Source organism: Halomonas qinghailakensis, assembly GCF_025820815.1.
Taxonomy (GTDB): Bacteria; Pseudomonadota; Gammaproteobacteria; order Pseudomonadales; family Halomonadaceae; genus Vreelandella; species Vreelandella qaidamensis.
The window spans coordinates 2,753,675-2,769,444 of sequence record NZ_CP096973.1; the positions used below are offsets into that span (position 1 = coordinate 2,753,675).

The 15,770-nt window shown below is 50.8% G+C and carries 15 protein-coding genes and 3 tRNA genes; 14 read left to right on the plus strand and 4 right to left on the minus strand.

The genetic code is table 11. The features are described from left to right. Positions 1-175: 175 nt before the first annotated feature. Genes M0220_RS12735 through M0220_RS12745 form a run of 3 tightly spaced genes read left to right on the plus strand, consistent with a single transcriptional unit; the run spans position 176 to position 4,996 of the window. Complete coding sequence (locus M0220_RS12735; RefSeq protein WP_030073335.1) at positions 176-2,098, plus strand: PrkA family serine protein kinase; 1,923 nt, start codon at positions 176-178, stop codon at positions 2,096-2,098. A 19-nt stretch (positions 2,099-2,117) separates the two neighbouring features. Beyond that, complete coding sequence (locus tag M0220_RS12740) at positions 2,118-3,407, plus strand: YeaH/YhbH family protein (protein ID WP_030073334.1); 1,290 nt, start codon at positions 2,118-2,120, stop codon at positions 3,405-3,407. A 20-nt stretch (positions 3,408-3,427) separates the two neighbouring features. Next, a complete protein-coding gene (locus tag M0220_RS12745; protein WP_030073332.1) occupies positions 3,428-4,996 on the plus strand; it encodes a SpoVR family protein in 1,569 nt (522 codons plus the stop codon). 132 nt (positions 4,997-5,128) lie between these two features. Here the strand turns inward: M0220_RS12745 and M0220_RS12750 are convergent, their stop codons facing one another. After that, a complete protein-coding gene (locus M0220_RS12750) occupies positions 5,129-5,443 on the minus strand; it encodes a high-potential iron-sulfur protein (RefSeq protein ID WP_030073330.1) in 315 nt (104 codons plus the stop codon). Between the two features lie 258 nt (positions 5,444-5,701). On the opposite strand from M0220_RS12750, the gene M0220_RS12755 reads away from it, so the two are divergent. Then, positions 5,702-5,977, plus strand: coding sequence for an Lrp/AsnC family transcriptional regulator (locus tag M0220_RS12755; RefSeq protein WP_030073328.1), 276 nt, complete (start codon positions 5,702-5,704; stop codon positions 5,975-5,977). A 67-nt stretch (positions 5,978-6,044) separates the two neighbouring features. Further along, the gene (locus M0220_RS12760) at positions 6,045-6,908 is read left to right on the plus strand and encodes a DNA/RNA non-specific endonuclease (protein ID WP_264017821.1); all 864 of its coding nucleotides are present in this window, start codon (positions 6,045-6,047) and stop codon (positions 6,906-6,908) included. Positions 6,909-7,163: 255 nt separating this feature from the next. Here the strand turns inward: M0220_RS12760 and M0220_RS12765 are convergent. The 3 genes from M0220_RS12765 to M0220_RS12775 all read right to left on the minus strand — a co-directional run bounded on the left by M0220_RS12765 (position 7,164) and on the right by M0220_RS12775 (position 7,575). Continuing rightward, positions 7,164-7,250 (minus strand) — tRNA-Leu (locus M0220_RS12765). Between the two features lie 54 nt (positions 7,251-7,304). Continuing rightward, positions 7,305-7,391: transfer RNA gene (locus M0220_RS12770), tRNA-Leu, on the minus strand. A gap of 97 nt (positions 7,392-7,488) precedes the next feature. Continuing rightward, positions 7,489-7,575 (minus strand) — tRNA-Leu (locus M0220_RS12775). 246 nt (positions 7,576-7,821) lie between these two features. On the opposite strand from M0220_RS12775, the gene rnr reads away from it, so the two are divergent. The 9 genes from rnr to M0220_RS12820 all read left to right on the plus strand — a co-directional run bounded on the left by rnr (position 7,822) and on the right by M0220_RS12820 (position 15,762). Then, a complete protein-coding gene (gene rnr, locus M0220_RS12780; protein ID WP_030073324.1) occupies positions 7,822-10,224 on the plus strand; it encodes a ribonuclease R in 2,403 nt (800 codons plus the stop codon). Positions 10,225-10,226: 2 nt separating this feature from the next. Continuing rightward, the gene (gene rlmB, locus M0220_RS12785; protein ID WP_264017822.1) at positions 10,227-11,024 is read left to right on the plus strand and encodes a 23S rRNA (guanosine(2251)-2'-O)-methyltransferase RlmB; all 798 of its coding nucleotides are present in this window, start codon (positions 10,227-10,229) and stop codon (positions 11,022-11,024) included. 212 nt (positions 11,025-11,236) lie between these two features. After that, positions 11,237-11,617 (plus strand): 30S ribosomal protein S6, encoded by a 381-nt coding sequence (rpsF, locus tag M0220_RS12790; protein WP_030073320.1) that lies wholly within the window; start codon positions 11,237-11,239, stop codon positions 11,615-11,617. A gap of 33 nt (positions 11,618-11,650) precedes the next feature. Next, positions 11,651-11,878: a 30S ribosomal protein S18 gene (rpsR, locus tag M0220_RS12795; protein WP_009097135.1), complete on the plus strand. Its 228-nt coding sequence runs from the start codon at positions 11,651-11,653 to the stop codon at positions 11,876-11,878. A gap of 12 nt (positions 11,879-11,890) precedes the next feature. Continuing rightward, positions 11,891-12,742, plus strand: coding sequence for a hypothetical protein (locus M0220_RS12800; protein WP_030073317.1), 852 nt, complete (start codon positions 11,891-11,893; stop codon positions 12,740-12,742). Between the two features lie 15 nt (positions 12,743-12,757). Next, on the plus strand, positions 12,758-13,204 hold the full coding sequence (rplI, locus tag M0220_RS12805) for a 50S ribosomal protein L9 (RefSeq protein WP_030073316.1): 447 nt from the start codon (positions 12,758-12,760) through the stop codon (positions 13,202-13,204). 294 nt (positions 13,205-13,498) lie between these two features. Beyond that, a complete protein-coding gene (gene dnaB / locus M0220_RS12810; protein ID WP_030073314.1) occupies positions 13,499-14,887 on the plus strand; it encodes a replicative DNA helicase in 1,389 nt (462 codons plus the stop codon). Positions 14,888-14,953: 66 nt separating this feature from the next. Further along, positions 14,954-15,247, plus strand: a complete 294-nt coding sequence (locus M0220_RS12815) for a hypothetical protein (RefSeq protein ID WP_009721685.1) — start codon at positions 14,954-14,956, stop codon at positions 15,245-15,247. A 212-nt stretch (positions 15,248-15,459) separates the two neighbouring features. After that, a complete protein-coding gene (locus M0220_RS12820; RefSeq protein ID WP_030073311.1) occupies positions 15,460-15,762 on the plus strand; it encodes a DUF6482 family protein in 303 nt (100 codons plus the stop codon). Positions 15,763-15,770: the final 8 nt, after the last annotated feature.

A 15,770-nucleotide genomic window follows, 5' to 3' on the forward strand; every position in this document is an offset into this window, starting at 1 on the left:
AACGCAACTAACCCTCTCCTGTGATGCTCAAATTGTTAATCAATATGCGTTGAAGGTTTAGTCATCACATTTTGCTAATGCTGACTACGCTGATAGAGCGACACCTCGTTTTGCACGCCGCTTCGATGTTTGGGCTTGGCGGTAGCTGCTTGGGGATGGACCATAGGAGAGTTCCATGAGCATCTTTGATCACGTTCAAGACCGATTTGCCCGCGTTCAACAAGAAGACATGAGCCTTGAAGAGTATTTGGCGCTTTGTCGTCGAGATCCTAAGGTATATGCCAGCGCTGCCGAGCGTATGTTGGAAGCTATTGGTGAACCTGAAGTGATCGACACGGCGAAAGACCCGCGTCTATCACGTATATTTTCAAACAAGGTTATTCGCCGCTATCCAGCGTTTGCTGAATTTCACGGCATGGAAGAAGCCATTGAGCAAATCGTGTCGTATTTCCGTCATGCGGCTCAGGGGTTGGAAGAGCGTAAGCAGATTCTTTATTTGCTGGGTCCAGTGGGTGGCGGTAAGTCGTCGCTGGCTGAGCGCTTGAAGCTGTTGATGGAGCGTATCCCGTTTTATGCCATTAAAGACTCGCCGGTATATGAGTCACCGTTAGGGCTTTTTTCTCCAGAAGAAGACGGTGAACTGCTAGAGCAAGAGTACGGCATTCCCCAGCGCTATTTGCGCAGCGTGATGTCGCCCTGGGCGGCCAAGCGTTTAAAAGAAGCAGGGGGCGATATTTCCCAGTTTCGGGTGGTGCGTCTTTATCCTTCGCGATTAAATCAAATTGCTATTTCTAAAACCGAACCGGGCGATGAAAATAACCAGGATATCTCGTCGTTGGTAGGTAAGGTTGATATCCGCCAACTAGAACTTTACTCACAAGATGACCCCGATGCCTATAGCTTCTCGGGCGGGCTCTGTCGCGCGAACCAGGGGCTGATGGAGTTTGTTGAGATGTTTAAAGCGCCGATCAAGGTGCTACATCCACTGCTTACCGCTACCCAAGAGGGTAACTACAACCCCACCGAAGGCATGGGGGCAATTCCTTTTGACGGTGTGATCTTAGCCCACTCTAACGAATCGGAATGGCAGGCGTTTCGTAATAACCGTAACAATGAGGCGTTTCTAGATCGCGTCTATATCGTTAAGGTGCCTTACTGCCTGCGGGTTTCTGAAGAGATCAAGATTTACCAAAAACTGCTGGAAGACTCCTCGCTTAACGCCGCCCCCTGCGCGCCTGATACGCTGCGTATGCTGGCGCAGTTTTCGGTGCTTTCGCGTCTGAAAGTGCCCGAAAACTCAAGCATCTACTCTAAGATGCGCGTATACGACGGTGAAAACCTAAAAGATACCGACCCACGTGCGAAATCTATTCAGGAATACCGCGACGCGGCCGGTGTGGATGAAGGTATGCAGGGCTTATCTACCCGCTTCGCGTTCAAGATACTGTCTAAGGTATTTAACTTCGATGGTAATGAGGTCGCCGCTAACCCTGTGCATCTGCTGTATGTGTTAGAGCAAGCGTTAGAGCGTGAACAACTGCCTTCTGAGGTGTTTGAACGCTATATCGGCTTTATTAAAGAGTTTCTGGCACCGCGCTACGTCGATTTCATTGGTAAGGAAATTCAAACTGCGTACCTGGAATCTTATAGCGAGTATGGGCAGAACATCTTCGACCGCTATGTCACTTATGCTGACTTTTGGATTCAAGATCAAGAGTACCGCGACCCCGAAACGGGCGAATTGTTGAACCGTCAATCGCTGAACGATGAGCTAGAGAAAATCGAGAAACCGGCAGGTATTTCCAACCCGAAAGACTTCCGCCATGAAGTGGTTAACTTTGTACTGCGGGCGCGTGCACAAAATAACGGCATGAATCCTAGCTGGCAGTCTTATGAAAAACTCAAAGGTGTGATCGAGCACAAAATGTTCGCCAATACTGAAGAGTTGCTGCCGGTTATTTCGTTTAATGCTAAGGCGTCAAAGTCGGATCAGAAGAAGCATGAGGATTTTGTAGCGCGCATGGTGGACCGTGGCTATACCGAAAAACAGGTTCGGCTGCTTTCCGAGTGGTATCTACGCGTGCGCAAGTCCCAGTAGCGGATAATCGGGAGGTCGTATGACCTACTTTATTGATCGAAGGCCAAACGCTAAGCATAAAAGCGCGGTCAATCGGCAGCGCTTTTTGGAACGTTATCGAAAGCATATTAAGCGTTCAGTCGAGGAGGCGGTTAACCGCCGCTCGATTACTGATATGGAGCGAGGTGAAAAGGTCTCTATTCCGACCAAGGATATTTCTGAACCCGTCTTTCAGCATGGTCCGGGCGGTGCGCGGCATATCGTATCGCCGGGGAACAAAGAGTTTTTAGAGGGAGATAAAATTCGCCGCCCTGGCGGTCAGGGCGGTGGAGACGGGGCGGGGGAAGGGGGGGCATCTAATCAAGGTGAAGGGAACGACGAATTTGCGTTTACGCTTAGCCGTGAAGAGTTTTTAGAATTTGTGTTTGATGGTCTTGAGTTGCCACACCTTCAACGCAAGCCATTAAAATCGCTTGAAGAAATAAAGATGGTGCGAGCGGGCTTAGCTCGCGATGGAGTGCCATCAAGAATTAGCATCACCCGGTCAATGCGCGAAGCCTACGCGCGGCGTATTGCGATGCGCGCTCCCATCAAGCGAGCGTTAAAAGCCGCGCAAGAGGCGCTTGCTGCCGAAGAGCGCAAAGATTCTGTGCTACGCAATCCCGCACGAATTGCTGAGCTAAAGGCAGAAGTAGAGCGGTTGGAAAAGCGTATTGAAGCGGTGCCATTTATTGATACCTATGATCTACGCTATCACCAGCTGGCAGCGCAGCCACAGCCTTCCAGCCAAGCAGTAATGTTTTGTGTGATGGACGTTTCCGGCTCCATGACGCAAAACCATAAAGATATCGCTAAACGGTTTTTCCTACTGCTCTACCTTTTTTTGGAGAAGCATTACGAAAAAGTAGAGCTGGTGTTTGTGCGCCATCATACGGCGGCACGGGAGGTGAACGAGGAGGAGTTTTTCTACTCCCGCGAAACCGGCGGAACCATCGTTTCTAGTGCACTTACATTAGTCAATAACATCATTGAAAAGCGCTATCCTGCAGGGCAGTGGAATCTTTATGTTGCCCAGGCATCAGACGGCGACAACTGGGATGATGATTCGAATATTTGCCGAGATATGTTGGTGAAAAAACTCATGCCTCAGTTGCAGTATTACGCTTACGTAGAGATTACCCCTCATGAGCATCAATCGCTTTGGCATGAGTATGAAATTGTAGCTGAGCAGTTCGCGGAGCGGTTTGCAATGCGTCAAATTGTTGATGCTGGGGATATTTACCCTGTTTTCCGTGAGCTGTTTAAGCGTCGGTTGAGTCAAGAGCAGTAACGCGAACCGAGGAGTACGCCATGAGTGTAGCCCGTCAGCCAATAGCGACCGGTTCCGACTGGAACTTTAGTGTCTTGGAACGTTTTGATGAAGAGCTCGCTAGGCTCGCCGATGAGTACCGCCTAGATACTTATCCAAATCAGATAGAGGTGATAACTACTGAGCAGATGATGGATGCCTACGCGAGTGTAGGCATGCCGGTGGGCTATCATCACTGGTCGTTTGGTAAGCAGTTTTTGGCCGTTGAGCAGGCCTACAAGCGCGGTCAAATGGGTCTTGCCTATGAGTTAGTGATTAATTCCAACCCATGTATTGCGTACCTGATGGAAGAGAACACCTTGATGATGCAGGTGTTGGTGATTGCCCATGCCTGCTACGGGCATAACTCTTTCTTTAAAGGTAATTATTTGTTTCGTACCTGGACCGACGCCGACTCTATCGTCGATTATCTCGTCTTTGCGCGTAAGTATATTGCCCAGTGCGAAGAGCGCCATGGCGTTCATGCAGTAGAGCAATTGCTAGATGCTTGTCATGCGCTGCAAAATTACGGGGTAGACCGCTATAAACGACCTTCACCGATTTCTGCAGAAGAGGAGGTGAGGCGTCAAGAAGAGCGCGAAGCCTATCTGCAAACCCAGGTAAATATGTTGTGGCGAACGATTCCCGAGGCCCCCAGTGGCGTTGCACCATTGCCTGGCAGTTTGGCTAGTGACGATGACCCGCTTGGCTTGCATCATGGAGGCTGTTACCCCTCTGAGCCCCAGGAAAACCTGCTTTATTTTATTGAGAAAAACGCGCCGTTGCTGGCACCCTGGCAACGTGAAATTGTGCGGATTGTTCGCAAGCTAGCGCAGTACTTTTATCCTCAGCGGCAAACCCAAGTAATGAACGAAGGCTGGGCCTGTTTTTGGCACTATACGTTAATGAATAGGCTGTATGACGAAGGAAAAGTCGATGAAGGCTTGATGCTGGAGTTTTTGCAGTCCCATGCAGCGGTGATCAATCAGCCAAGCTTTGATAGCCCGCACTACAGTGGCCTTAACCCCTACGCCTTGGGCTTTGCCATCTTTATGGATATTAAGCGGATTTGTGAAGCACCAACGGATGAAGATCGTGAATGGTTTCCTGATATTGCAGGCAGCCAATGGCGGGATACCGTCGAGTTTGCCATGCGCAACTTTAAAGATGAGTCATTTATCCAGCAGTTTTTATCTCCCAAAGTAATGCGTGATTTGAAGCTATTTTTAATAGTGGATGATGATCAAGAGGAAACGCTGGAAGTCGCAGCAATTCATAATGAGCGCGGTTATCGCCGTGTACGTGAGGCGCTGTCGACCCAGTACGCTTTGTCGGTGCGTGAGCCGAATATACAAGTCGTTGAGGCGGCTATTCGAGGTGATCGGTCGCTGACCTTACACCATGTGCAAGATAGCCGTCGGCCCCTTGGTCGCAGTGTTTATCCAGTGATTCGCCATTTGCAGCAGTTATGGGGCTTTCCAGTGCATTTGGTTTCAATGGAGGAGGGGCGAGTAACGCGTCGTTACCAATGGCCTATTGGAGAAGAGGGTAACGAGAAAGAAGTGGGGTAGGTAATGCCAAGTAGCGTTATGAGCCCTTGTTTGTGCTTGTTCAACTAACTCGGCCCTGCAGTGACTGCAGGGCCGAGTAATTTCACTGGCGGATTTAATAACCGTTAGTGAGAGTAGCAACAGCGAATAGTATTACGCTTGTGCTGTCCAGGATTGACACCAGCCGTCAGGTTCAACGCTATTTTGCGGGAATAGCTGGCAGCCTTCATTGTCTGCATTAAAGAACATGCAGTTTGAGCACAGTTCACCTTCTTCATAGGCGGGGTGATCGCTCGCATCACTGGCTACTTCAACGTAGTTAAGTGCCTGAGCAGTTGGACTAGAAGGATCAAGGCGCGGTAACTCTTGGGCAAAAGCAGTCTTTGATAGAATGCCAGCACCAAACGGTAGGGCGGCGAGGCCCATTACGCTGTTACGCATGAACTTACGACGGCTTTGATTAGCCATGGTGTCTCCTTATCGTCACGGTCTGACGGTTCGCTAATATTATCGGGTGGTTAACCACCTCTTGATTCTCCGACAAGACTTATATAATCGAAGATATCTAACACATGCTAGCGCATGCTCAAAATTAGTGCGAATAACCTTATGATAAGCGCGACAATTGACCACGCCACTGGGCAATGCTTGGCCCTAGCAAGCAGCCTGTTATACTCGCCTCAAGCTGCAAGTTAGATGATTATCAACGCTGTCTATGGGGGAACTATGCAAAACGCTGTGATTTTAATCAATACCGAGAAAGGCCAAGTAAAAGCAGTCGCGGAGCGCCTGGCTGATGTCGAGGGCATTAGTGAAGTGTATTCGACCTGTGGCCGCTATGATTTGGTCGCGATTGCCCGTACACCTGATTTTGAGAGCCTCGCTGAACTCGTCACGGAGCGCCTAAATGCTGTTGAGGGTATCAGCGATACCGAAACATTGAATGCGATGCAGGTACACTCTCGTCACGATCTAGAAACAATGTTTTCGCTAGGTTGGTAGTCAGTTAGCCATCTTACGTAACACATAAAAAAGTAGGGCGTAGAATCTACATTAGGGAGTAAGTCTGTTGGGGAAATCTCTTTCGCGCTGGCGTCGTCAGGGAAAACGCCTTGGTATCGCTGTGCTGTTTGTCGTTGTGGGGGCGGGGCTTTGGGAGTTTCAGGAGCGTCAGCATAAGGACGACTATACATGGATGGGGGTGCCCACCTGGGATGGATTTCATCCAACCACTTTTCATCGTGTGCTGAGAAACGATGGCTTTTTAGCAGGGTGGTCAGATGTGCGAGCCAATGCCTTGTGGGTCAGCTATCAAGTTGAAGCGGTAGCTGATGACACGCGTATTGGTTCACGACCTAATTTTAAAGCTGACTGGCGCACATTATGGCCAATTGGTACCGACAGTTATGCGGGCAGTGGTTATGATCGTGGGCATTTGGCACCTAACTATGCAATTGCAGCGGTACATGGCCGCAGTGCCCAGGTTGATACCTTTTTGATGAGTAATATGACGCCTCAGCGGCCTAATTTAAATCGCCAGCTTTGGCAGCGTCTAGAAGAGTCGGTAATGGATCACTTTGCGCCACGCTTTGATCGTTTGCAGGTGATTACTGGCCCGATTTTTCCAGAGCGTTTTATGGATAATGTGTTTAATCGGGTGGGTTTCGTAGAAGTGCCGGAAGCGTTTTACAAAATTATCGTTGTACCGGATGAAGAGGCAACGTTGGCACTAGCTTTTATCATGCCGCAAGACGTTCGTGGTAATGAACCGTTAGACGATTATCTGGTGACTATTGATGAGATCGAGTCGCGCACAGGGTTGAATTTTTTCCCTGATTTGTCGTCAGAGCGTGAGGCGGTAGTGGAAGGCCTGTTACGAACCCAAGGCTGGGCGTTAGAAGAGGTCGCGCGACGTCCTGGGCGTTTTCAATAATGCAAAATACCGATTGAGCGAATATATTCGCTCAATCGGTTATTTTAGGTGATTTTCTAAGCACTGTTGTCTAAGTGCGGTTTTCTAAGCACCGTTGTCTAAGTGCAGTGCCCTAGCAGGAAAGAGTTTTAAGCAAAACAACTTAAACAAAAAATAAAATAATGAAGGCCTAGAAAAGGAAGTATTGCGAGCAAACAGCTGAAGGTGGGAATGATAGGTTTTTAACTGGAACTGATGGGATCAAGACTATTGAGATGGTGCCCAGAAGAGGACTTGAACCTCCACGTCCATACGGACACTAGCACCTGAAGCTAGCGCGTCTACCAATTCCGCCATCTGGGCATATCATGTTTGCTATTTTTACTGCTGTTTTTCGTACCGCTGTTTGCATTCGTATGGTGCCCAGGAGAGGACTTGAACCTCCACGTCCATACAGACACTAGCACCTGAAGCTAGCGCGTCTACCAATTCCGCCACCTGGGCGAACACAAACTTTTTGCTGACACTTTTTTCAATACTACTTCTAATGCTTGCCGCTGCACCGTTTTACATCATGAAAAGGGGGTAACACGATATAAGATGGTGCCCAGAAGAGGACTTGAACCTCCACGTCCATACGGACACTAGCACCTGAAGCTAGCGCGTCTACCAATTCCGCCATCTGGGCAAGTGGCGCGTATGATACCGAGGCCACGCTTAAATGCAAGGCCCGGCAACTGTTTTTTATCGTTAAAAACGTACAATTGCCGTGCTAGGTGGTTGGGTGATTGAACAGGCAGCGCTATAATGTAGCTATGATCAAACAAAACATGACGTTTTTCAGTCAATCAATGGCTGAATCCCCCCGCTCGCAGCGCACTGTGCCTGCGCCCATTAGCTGCCTCCCGCAAACGCAATCAAGGATGTTGATCGCATGAAGTACTGGACGTTAAGTGATGATCCGCACGCCGAGCGCGAGGCGCAAAAGTATGACAATCCTGCGCCCAGCCGCGAGTATTTATTAGCTGCCCTGGAAACGTACGGCAAGCCGATAACCCACGAAAATATGAGCCGTATGCTCGGCATTGAAGATGAAGATCATCTTGAAGCGGTTCGCCGGCGCATGGCCGCCATGGAGCGCGATGGTCAGGTGCTGCGCGACCGGCGTGGTGCCTATGCCTTGATTGATAAGCTGGATCTGATTAAAGGCAAAGTGCTAGGCCACCGAGATGGCTTTGGTTTTCTGTTGCGCGACGATGGGAAAAAACCGGATTTAGTGCTGCCACCACGCCAGATGCGCCGTGTTTTCCACGGGGATTATGTGCTGGCGCGAGTGAGTGGACGTGATCGCCGCGGCCGTGATGAGGCGACCATCGCTGATGTGATTGCGCGAAATACCCAAACGATTGTGGGGGTATACCGTAGCAATTCACCTGAGTTTGGCGTGCTAATTCCTGAGAATCCTCGTATTACCCAGGAAGTTATTATTCCTCATACCGCAAGCGCTGGCGCAAAAGATGGCCAGGTGATTTCTGCGAAAATCGTTCAGCAGCCAGCTACGCGCGTTCAGCCGGTAGGCGAAGTTATCGAAGTGCTGGGTGAGCGGATGGACCCTGGCATGGAAATAGATATCGCGATTCGTAGTTACGATATCCCCGCTGAGTTTCCGCCAGAAGTGCTTGACCAAACTAGCGGTATTTCAGCAGAAGTATTAGAGGAAGATAAGCAACACCGTGTCGATCTGCGTGAGCTTCCGTTGGTTACCATTGACGATGAGTCTGCCAAAGATTTTGACGATGCGGTGTGTGCTTGGAAGACCAAGTCGGGTAGTTGGAAGCTGCTGGTTGCGATTGCCGATGTGTCGCACTACGTGCGTCCTGGTACCGCGCTTGATGACGAGGCACGTACGCGGGGGAATTCGGTGTACTTCCCCGGCCAAGTGGTGCCGATGTTGCCGGAGCTGCTTTCAAACGGTTTGTGTTCGTTAAACCCCCAAGTGGATCGTTTGGTGATGGTTTGTGAGATGAATATCTCCAAAACCGGCGCAATTAGTCGCTACTCGTTCTATGAGGCGGTAATGAATTCCCACGCCCGCCTGACCTATAACAAGGTGGCGGCCATTCTCGATAGCGAGAGTGACGAAGGCGAAGCGCTGCGTAATGAGTACAAAGGGCTGGTAAAGCCACTGCAAAATCTGCACGAGCTTTACGGCCTGCTGCGTAGTGCGCGCGAAGAGCGCGGTGCGATTGATTTCGATACCACTGAAACGGCGATTATCTTTAATGATGAGCGCAAGATTGAAAAAATTGTGCCTCGCACCCGTAACGATGCTCACAAGCTGATCGAAGAGTGCATGCTGGCAGCTAACGTGGCTACCGCGCGTTTCTTAGATAAACATGATCTGCCAGCCCTGTACCGGATTCACGAGCGGCCAACCCCAGAGCGCCTTGATAAGCTGCGCCTGTTCTTAAGTGAGCTAGGTCTTTCCGTGGGTGGTGGCGATATGCCAACGCCTCAGGACTATCAAGCGTTACGCGAGGCGATTATTGATCGCCCAGATGCTGACATTATCCAAACCGTCATGCTGCGCTCGATGAATCAAGCGGTTTATTCGCCGCAGAACGAGGGGCACTTTGGCTTGGCTTACCAGGCCTACGCGCACTTCACGTCACCCATTCGCCGTTATCCTGATCTGCTGGTACACCGCGCTATCCGCTCGGTTATTCGTGGGCCTCGCCAAACCAATACGGTGGTTCGGGTTGAAGGCGCACCTGTCGATCCGCCGAGCAAGTGGTGCCCTTACACCTTTGAGCAAATGCTTGAGCTGGGTGAGCACTGCTCGATGACCGAGCGGCGGGCTGATGAAGCAACCCGTGATGTTGAAAGCTGGCTCAAGTGTGAGTTTATGTCTGACAAGCTGGGTGAAACCTTCGATGGCACTATTGCTTCGGTAACCCAGTTTGGCCTGTTTGTACGCCTTGATGACTTCTATGTTGAAGGGTTGGTGCATGTCACTTCGCTGCCCTCCGACTACTATCACTATGAGGCGGAAAAGCATCGTCTTAAAGGCGAACGTACAGGTACAACGTACCGCCTGGGCGACGGGCTGACGGTTCAGGTTGCGCGGGTAGACATGGATGATCGTAAGATCGACTTTGGCCTTGCCGATGACAAGCCTAGACCGCGTCGTCAGCCACGTAAGCGTCGTGGTGGAGAAGGCGGGGCTGGTAAAGAAGGTGGGGCTGACAAAGCAGCATCCACCGATAAGCAGCCGACACGCCGTGGTCCAAGACGCACGCGTAATGGCCCGCGTAAACCATCACCGAATAAGGGTTGAGCATGAAATCGTCGTCGTCTCGACGTGGCTCGCGTCCAGCGGTACCTACACCAGATGGGTTAGATCAAGTGTATGGCGTTCACGCCCTTGAAAGCCTGCTGGAGCGGGGTGAAACGCCCCGTGAGCTGTGGGTGCAGCAGGGCTCTGGTAACCGCTTGAAAGAGTTGGTTGCTAATGCTCAGTCCCGTGGTACGCATGTTAAAGAGCAGTCGCGTGACCTGTTGGATCAGCTTACGCAGGGCGCTGCTCATCAGGGCGTTGTAGCTTTTTGCCCCCCGCTGGTTCCCGAAGGGGAGGAGTCGCTATGGCTGAAGCTGCGTGCATGGCAGGCTTCTGCACCGCCGTTATTGTTAGTGCTGGATGGTGTTACCGATGTGCATAATTTCGGTGCGTGTCTTCGCAGTGCTGATGCAGCGGGTGCTCATGGAGTGATCGTGGCGAAGGATAAAGCTGCACCGCTGAACGCGACGGTGCGCAAAGTAGCGTGCGGTGCTGCTGAAGTGGTGCCTGTGTATCAGGTCACTAACCTGGCTCGTACGCTTGCCAAGCTTAAAGATGCCGGTGTGTGGATTACTGGCACGGCGGGTGAAGCTGACGCAAGTGTGTTTGAGATTGATATGACTGGCCCAACGGCATTAGTGATGGGAGCTGAAGGGAAAGGTATGCGTCGGCTAACTAGAGAAGCTTGCGACAACTTGGCAAAGCTGCCTATGGCGGGTCAAGTCTCCAGTTTGAACGTCTCGGTGGCGGCGGGTATTTGTTTGTTTGAAGCTGTTCGTCAGCGGCAGCTTGCAAGTTAGTCCCTGTCCCACTAAAATGCTTGCGCCCGTTTATCCTTAAGCGGGTGCTCGTATTAGTTAATAGTGAATACGAAAAACAGTTCTGCTTGATGCCCCAGACAACATCGTTCGCGGTGAGTAACGGGCACTTCAGTTAACTCCTTGCTTCCCTGTCGTTGCTGAGACATTTGTCTCAATGCACATCGGAAGCTGTCAAACCGCAAGGAGATTCCATGCGTCATTACGAAATCGTGTTTATGGTCCACCCGGATCAGAGCGAGCAAGTGCCGGCTATGGTCGAGCGCTACACCAGCATCGTTACCGAAAACGGTGGCACTGTGCATCGCTTGGAAGATTGGGGCCGTCGTCACCTGGCTTACCCGATTAACAAGATCCACAAAGCCCACTACGTGCTGATGAACGTCGAGTGCACCGGTGAGACTCTCGAAGAAATCGAGAACATCTTCCGTTTCAACGACGCTATCATTCGCAGCTTGGTTGTTCGCTGTAAAGAAGCGATCACTGAAGCTTCACCGATGATGAAGCCGGCAGAAGAGAAGCGTCCGCGTCGCGAAGATAGGCCGCGCGCTGAAGAAGCTGAAGAAACTGCCTGATTTTATCCACCGCACGTTTTAAGGAGCTAGTCCATGGCACGTTTTTTCCGTCGCCGTAAGTTTTGCCGCTTCACCGCTGAAGGCGTCAAGCAGATCGACTATAAAGATCTCGACACGTTGAAGGCTTACATCACCGAAACCGGCAAGATCGTTCCGAGCCGTATTACCGGTACCAAAGCACGCTATCAGCGTCAGCTAGCGACTGCTATCAAGCGTTCGCGCTACCTGGCACTGCTGCCCTACTCCGATAGCCATCAGTAAGCGTTTAACGTGATGCTGGCACTGGCAAGATGGCTCATGCAGAGCACGCCTTATGCCATTGGCGGGGCAGCATTAGCGACGCTAGTGCCTTGGCTGTTCTGGTTAGGGGCAGCCATTGCTGCGTTAGTTACTTTGCGAAAAGGCTTCGCGCCTGCACTGCCGGTAATTATCGCTGCAGCACTACCTGCAGGTTTTTGGTGGTCTCAAGGTGACGTCATTCCACTTGCTAGCGTACTGCTAGTAACCCTGATGGCGGTTATCTTGCGTGAGAGGATGCGCTGGAGTGAAGCATTAATCGTTGGCACATTAGCGGCAGCGGTAATGGTTCAGCTCGGCATCTTTAGCCCGCCAGGTGGAACACAGCTGATGCTGGAGCAGCTGCGAGAAAGCTCGACTGAGATTGATCGCATGCTGACAGAGTTTGCTAACCAAGGTATTGATGCGCCGACACTCGCCGCTATGGTGATTGGTGGAGTAACCGGCTTAGTAGTACTGTTAGCCGCTATTGCGTGTTTAGCCCTAGCGCGAAGCTGGCAGGCTGGGCTTTATAACCCAGGCGGCTTCCGTGAAGAGTTTCACGCATTGCGCCTATCCCCTAAAGAGCTCGCTGTTTTAATCGTGCTTGGTGTAGTGGGTATGGTGCTAGGCGCGCACGCTCTGGCAATGCTTGGATGGATTCCTCTGCTGGTCGCTGGTATTGCGTTAGTGCATGGGTTTATTGGAATAAAGGGGATGAACGGGCTGTGGCTGGTGGCATTTTATGTGCTGCTGATCACGACCTGGCCCACGATTCTCATTGTGCTGCTGTTGGGGCTGATTGATACATTCGCGAACGTTCGCGCACGCCTTGCCCGCAGCAACTGACAAGAGGTTTACGAGATGGAAGTCATTCTGCTCGACAATATTGGTAAGCTGGGCGGCCTGGGTGACAAAGTCACTGTAAAGCCCGGTTATGGTCGTAATTATTTGGTACCTTATGGCTTAGCCGTACCGGCTACCAAAGAGAACGTTGAAGCATTTAAAGCCCAGCGTGCTGAGCTTGAAGCCCAAGCCGCCGAGCGTAAAGCAGAAGCTGAAGCGCGTGCTGAGCAGCTTAACGACATCGAACTGTCGTTGGTTTCTAAAGCAGGTGATGAAGGCAAGCTGTTCGGTTCTATTGGTCCTCGTGACCTGGCCGATGCGATTTCCTCTGCTGGCATCGATGTTGCCAAGAGCGAAGTACGCATGCCGCAAGGTCCGATTCGCCAGACTGGCGAGTACGACATTGCACTACACCTGCATGCAGATGTAGATGCGGTTGTTCGCGTGGTTGTTGTCGCAGAGTAAACGCTCTCGCCAACGCTGACGCCTCAAAGGGCGCGGGACTTCCCGCGCCCTTTGTTTTTTGAAGTAGGTTTTTTGAAGTAGGTTTTTTTAAAACAAATTTTTAAAACAGTTGTGACTCGTCGTTAAGGAGCAACGACTGAGTATGTTTACTTCTAGGCGCTGGTCAAAAGTATGTGCGCTGTTTTTGGTGCGTTTTTTTGAACGTCGCTTAGCGTCGATGTACCGCTTATGGTGTATCTGAGGTTGCGCTAAGATAGTGAACGTCGTTGGCTATGTTATTTAAAGGAGCTCGCTATGCAGGACCTGCCATCTGCTGATCAGGAAACGGCAGCGCTGAAGCTGCCGCCGCATTCTCTTGAAGCGGAGCAGTCGGTGCTTGGTGGGCTAATGCTGGACAACCAGGCTTGGGACAATGTGTCGGAGCGGTTGGTGGCAGACGATTTCTACCGCTATGAACATCGCTTGGTGTTCAACGTGATGATTCATCTAGCCGAATCTGGTCAGCCGCTGGACGTTATTACATTATCAGAAGCGCTGGAAGCGCGTGATCAGCTAGATACAGTAGGTGGTTTGGCGTTCCTGGCAGAACTTGCGCGTAATACGCCTTCGGCCAGCAATATTCGTGCTTATGCCGATATCGTTCGTGAGCGGGCGACGCTGCGTAAGCTTATCCGGGCGGCCAATCAAATTGCTGATGGGGCATTTTCGCCCCAGGGGCGGCCTGCAGATGAATTGCTCAATGAAGCTGAACGGCTAGTGTTTCAAATTGCCGAGGAGCGGCCGAAAACCGGCGGCCCTATTGGCATGAGTGAGCTACTAACCAAAGCGGTTGATCGTATTGATGAGCTGTTCAATCTAAAAGGTGAGATGACCGGACTTTCCTCGGGATTTCGTGACCTGGATGAAATGACGTCCGGCCTGCAGCCTTCGGATTTGGTGATTATTGCCGGACGTCCGTCTATGGGTAAGACCACCTTTGCAATGAACCTGGTTGAACATGCGGTGATCTCTAGCGACAAACCGGTGATGGTGTTTTCCATGGAGATGCCCGCTGAGTCGCTGATGCTACGGATGCTGTCGTCACTAGGCCGAATTGATCAGACTCGCGTGCGCTCTGGCCAGTTGGAAGATGAAGACTGGCCGCGGCTTACCTCAGCAGTCAATTTGCTCAAAGACAAGCAGCTGTTTATAGACGACACCGCAGCACTTTCGCCCAACGAAATGCGCTCGCGTTTACGCAGGGTAGTGCGTGAACACGGTAATATGGCACTGATCATGATTGACTATCTGCAGCTGATGCAGATCCCCGGTTTTTCTGAAAACCGAACCGGTGAGATTTCGGAAATATCACGTTCGTTGAAGGGGTTGGCAAAAGAGTTTCAGTGTCCTGTTGTGGCCCTTTCACAGCTTAACCGTTCGTTAGAGCAACGCCCCAATAAACGTCCTGTGATGTCGGACTTAAGGGAGTCGGGTGCGATCGAGCAGGATGCCGACGTGATTGCTTTTGTTTACCGAGATGAAGTGTATAACCCCGATAATCCTGATAACCAGGGGATTGCTGAGCTGATTATCGGCAAGCAGCGTAACGGCCCGATTGGGACGGTGCATATGGCGTTTATTGGTAAGTACACGCGCTTTGAAGATCTAGCGCCTGATAGCTATGGTGAAGCTTTCGGTGATTAACTTGAGCGTCAGGGGGGAGAACGTATAATGCTCCTCCCCGACGAAACAGATAGACAGGAGTATCAAATGGCAGGTGGTTTTAGACGTGGCAACCGTAAGCGTCTTCCAAAGTTAGAAGGCCGTGGGGAGTTGCAGTCGCTAGAGCGTGAAGGGCCATTTAAAGAGTGGTTGGGTATGCCTGACCTCTACCGTTACTTCCTAGTGGTCGAAGGGGAAAAATATAGCTACCAGACTGAGGATTCGGAGCTGCCAGTCACCGTGGGCGATAAGGTGGTTTTTCGTTATAAGGAAACCAAAGGCGGCAACTGGATTGATCGCAACTCGTTAGGTAAGGCCATCGACCCATCTGAATATCAATAATTCGATGAATATGTTGATGAAAAAGTTGATGAAAAAGTTGATGAAAAAGTTGATGAAAAAGTTGATGAATTCTTGGCTAAAATAGTTGATGGTTTGGTCAGGAACTCTCTTGTGATGTTGCCGTCATAGTGAGTTAGTGTAAAGGTAATAAAATTGTCATGGGGTAACGTCATGCTGTGCCCCATGATAATTAACAATCATAGGAGAGCATCATGGAACTGAAAGAACTGAAACGGTTTGTCGCAGGGCACGACAACTTTGAAATACGCGTCATTACTCATTCTGGTAGCCGTTTTTACCAAGTTGAACTTGAAGATGTCGAGGGTGAGCGGCACATGCTAACTCAGCGTAACAAGCCAATGCTGTTTCGCTCATTAGACGATGTCTACCTTGAGCTAAAGCGCGCTGGCATCCATCGTGCTTACTTAGTTCAGCATGTGCCCCAGGATGAAGTGATTGGTCGTGATGCGCATTACAGCTCGCCACTGACATCGCGTATGCCGCTGGTATTTTAATTTTAACC

Excerpts from the sequence above, each read along its gene's own strand:
- M0220_RS12735 (WP_030073335.1), top strand. The coding sequence starts at position 176 with ATGAGCATCTTTGATCACGTTCAAGACCGATTTGCCCGCGTTCAACAA.
- M0220_RS12740 (WP_030073334.1), top strand. The coding sequence starts at position 2,118 with ATGACCTACTTTATTGATCGAAGGCCAAACGCTAAGCATAAAAGCGCG.
- M0220_RS12745 (WP_030073332.1), top strand. The coding sequence starts at position 3,428 with ATGAGTGTAGCCCGTCAGCCAATAGCGACCGGTTCCGACTGGAACTTT.
- M0220_RS12750 (WP_030073330.1), bottom strand. The coding sequence starts at position 5,443 with ATGGCTAATCAAAGCCGTCGTAAGTTCATGCGTAACAGCGTAATGGGC.
- M0220_RS12755 (WP_030073328.1), top strand. The coding sequence starts at position 5,702 with ATGCAAAACGCTGTGATTTTAATCAATACCGAGAAAGGCCAAGTAAAA.
- rnr (WP_030073324.1), top strand. The coding sequence starts at position 7,822 with ATGAAGTACTGGACGTTAAGTGATGATCCGCACGCCGAGCGCGAGGCG.
- rlmB (WP_264017822.1), top strand. The coding sequence starts at position 10,227 with ATGAAATCGTCGTCGTCTCGACGTGGCTCGCGTCCAGCGGTACCTACA.
- rpsF (WP_030073320.1), top strand. The coding sequence starts at position 11,237 with ATGCGTCATTACGAAATCGTGTTTATGGTCCACCCGGATCAGAGCGAG.
- rpsR (WP_009097135.1), top strand. The coding sequence starts at position 11,651 with ATGGCACGTTTTTTCCGTCGCCGTAAGTTTTGCCGCTTCACCGCTGAA.
- M0220_RS12800 (WP_030073317.1), top strand. The coding sequence starts at position 11,891 with ATGCTGGCACTGGCAAGATGGCTCATGCAGAGCACGCCTTATGCCATT.
- rplI (WP_030073316.1), top strand. The coding sequence starts at position 12,758 with ATGGAAGTCATTCTGCTCGACAATATTGGTAAGCTGGGCGGCCTGGGT.
- dnaB (WP_030073314.1), top strand. The coding sequence starts at position 13,499 with ATGCAGGACCTGCCATCTGCTGATCAGGAAACGGCAGCGCTGAAGCTG.
- M0220_RS12815 (WP_009721685.1), top strand. The coding sequence starts at position 14,954 with ATGGCAGGTGGTTTTAGACGTGGCAACCGTAAGCGTCTTCCAAAGTTA.
- M0220_RS12820 (WP_030073311.1), top strand. The coding sequence starts at position 15,460 with ATGGAACTGAAAGAACTGAAACGGTTTGTCGCAGGGCACGACAACTTT.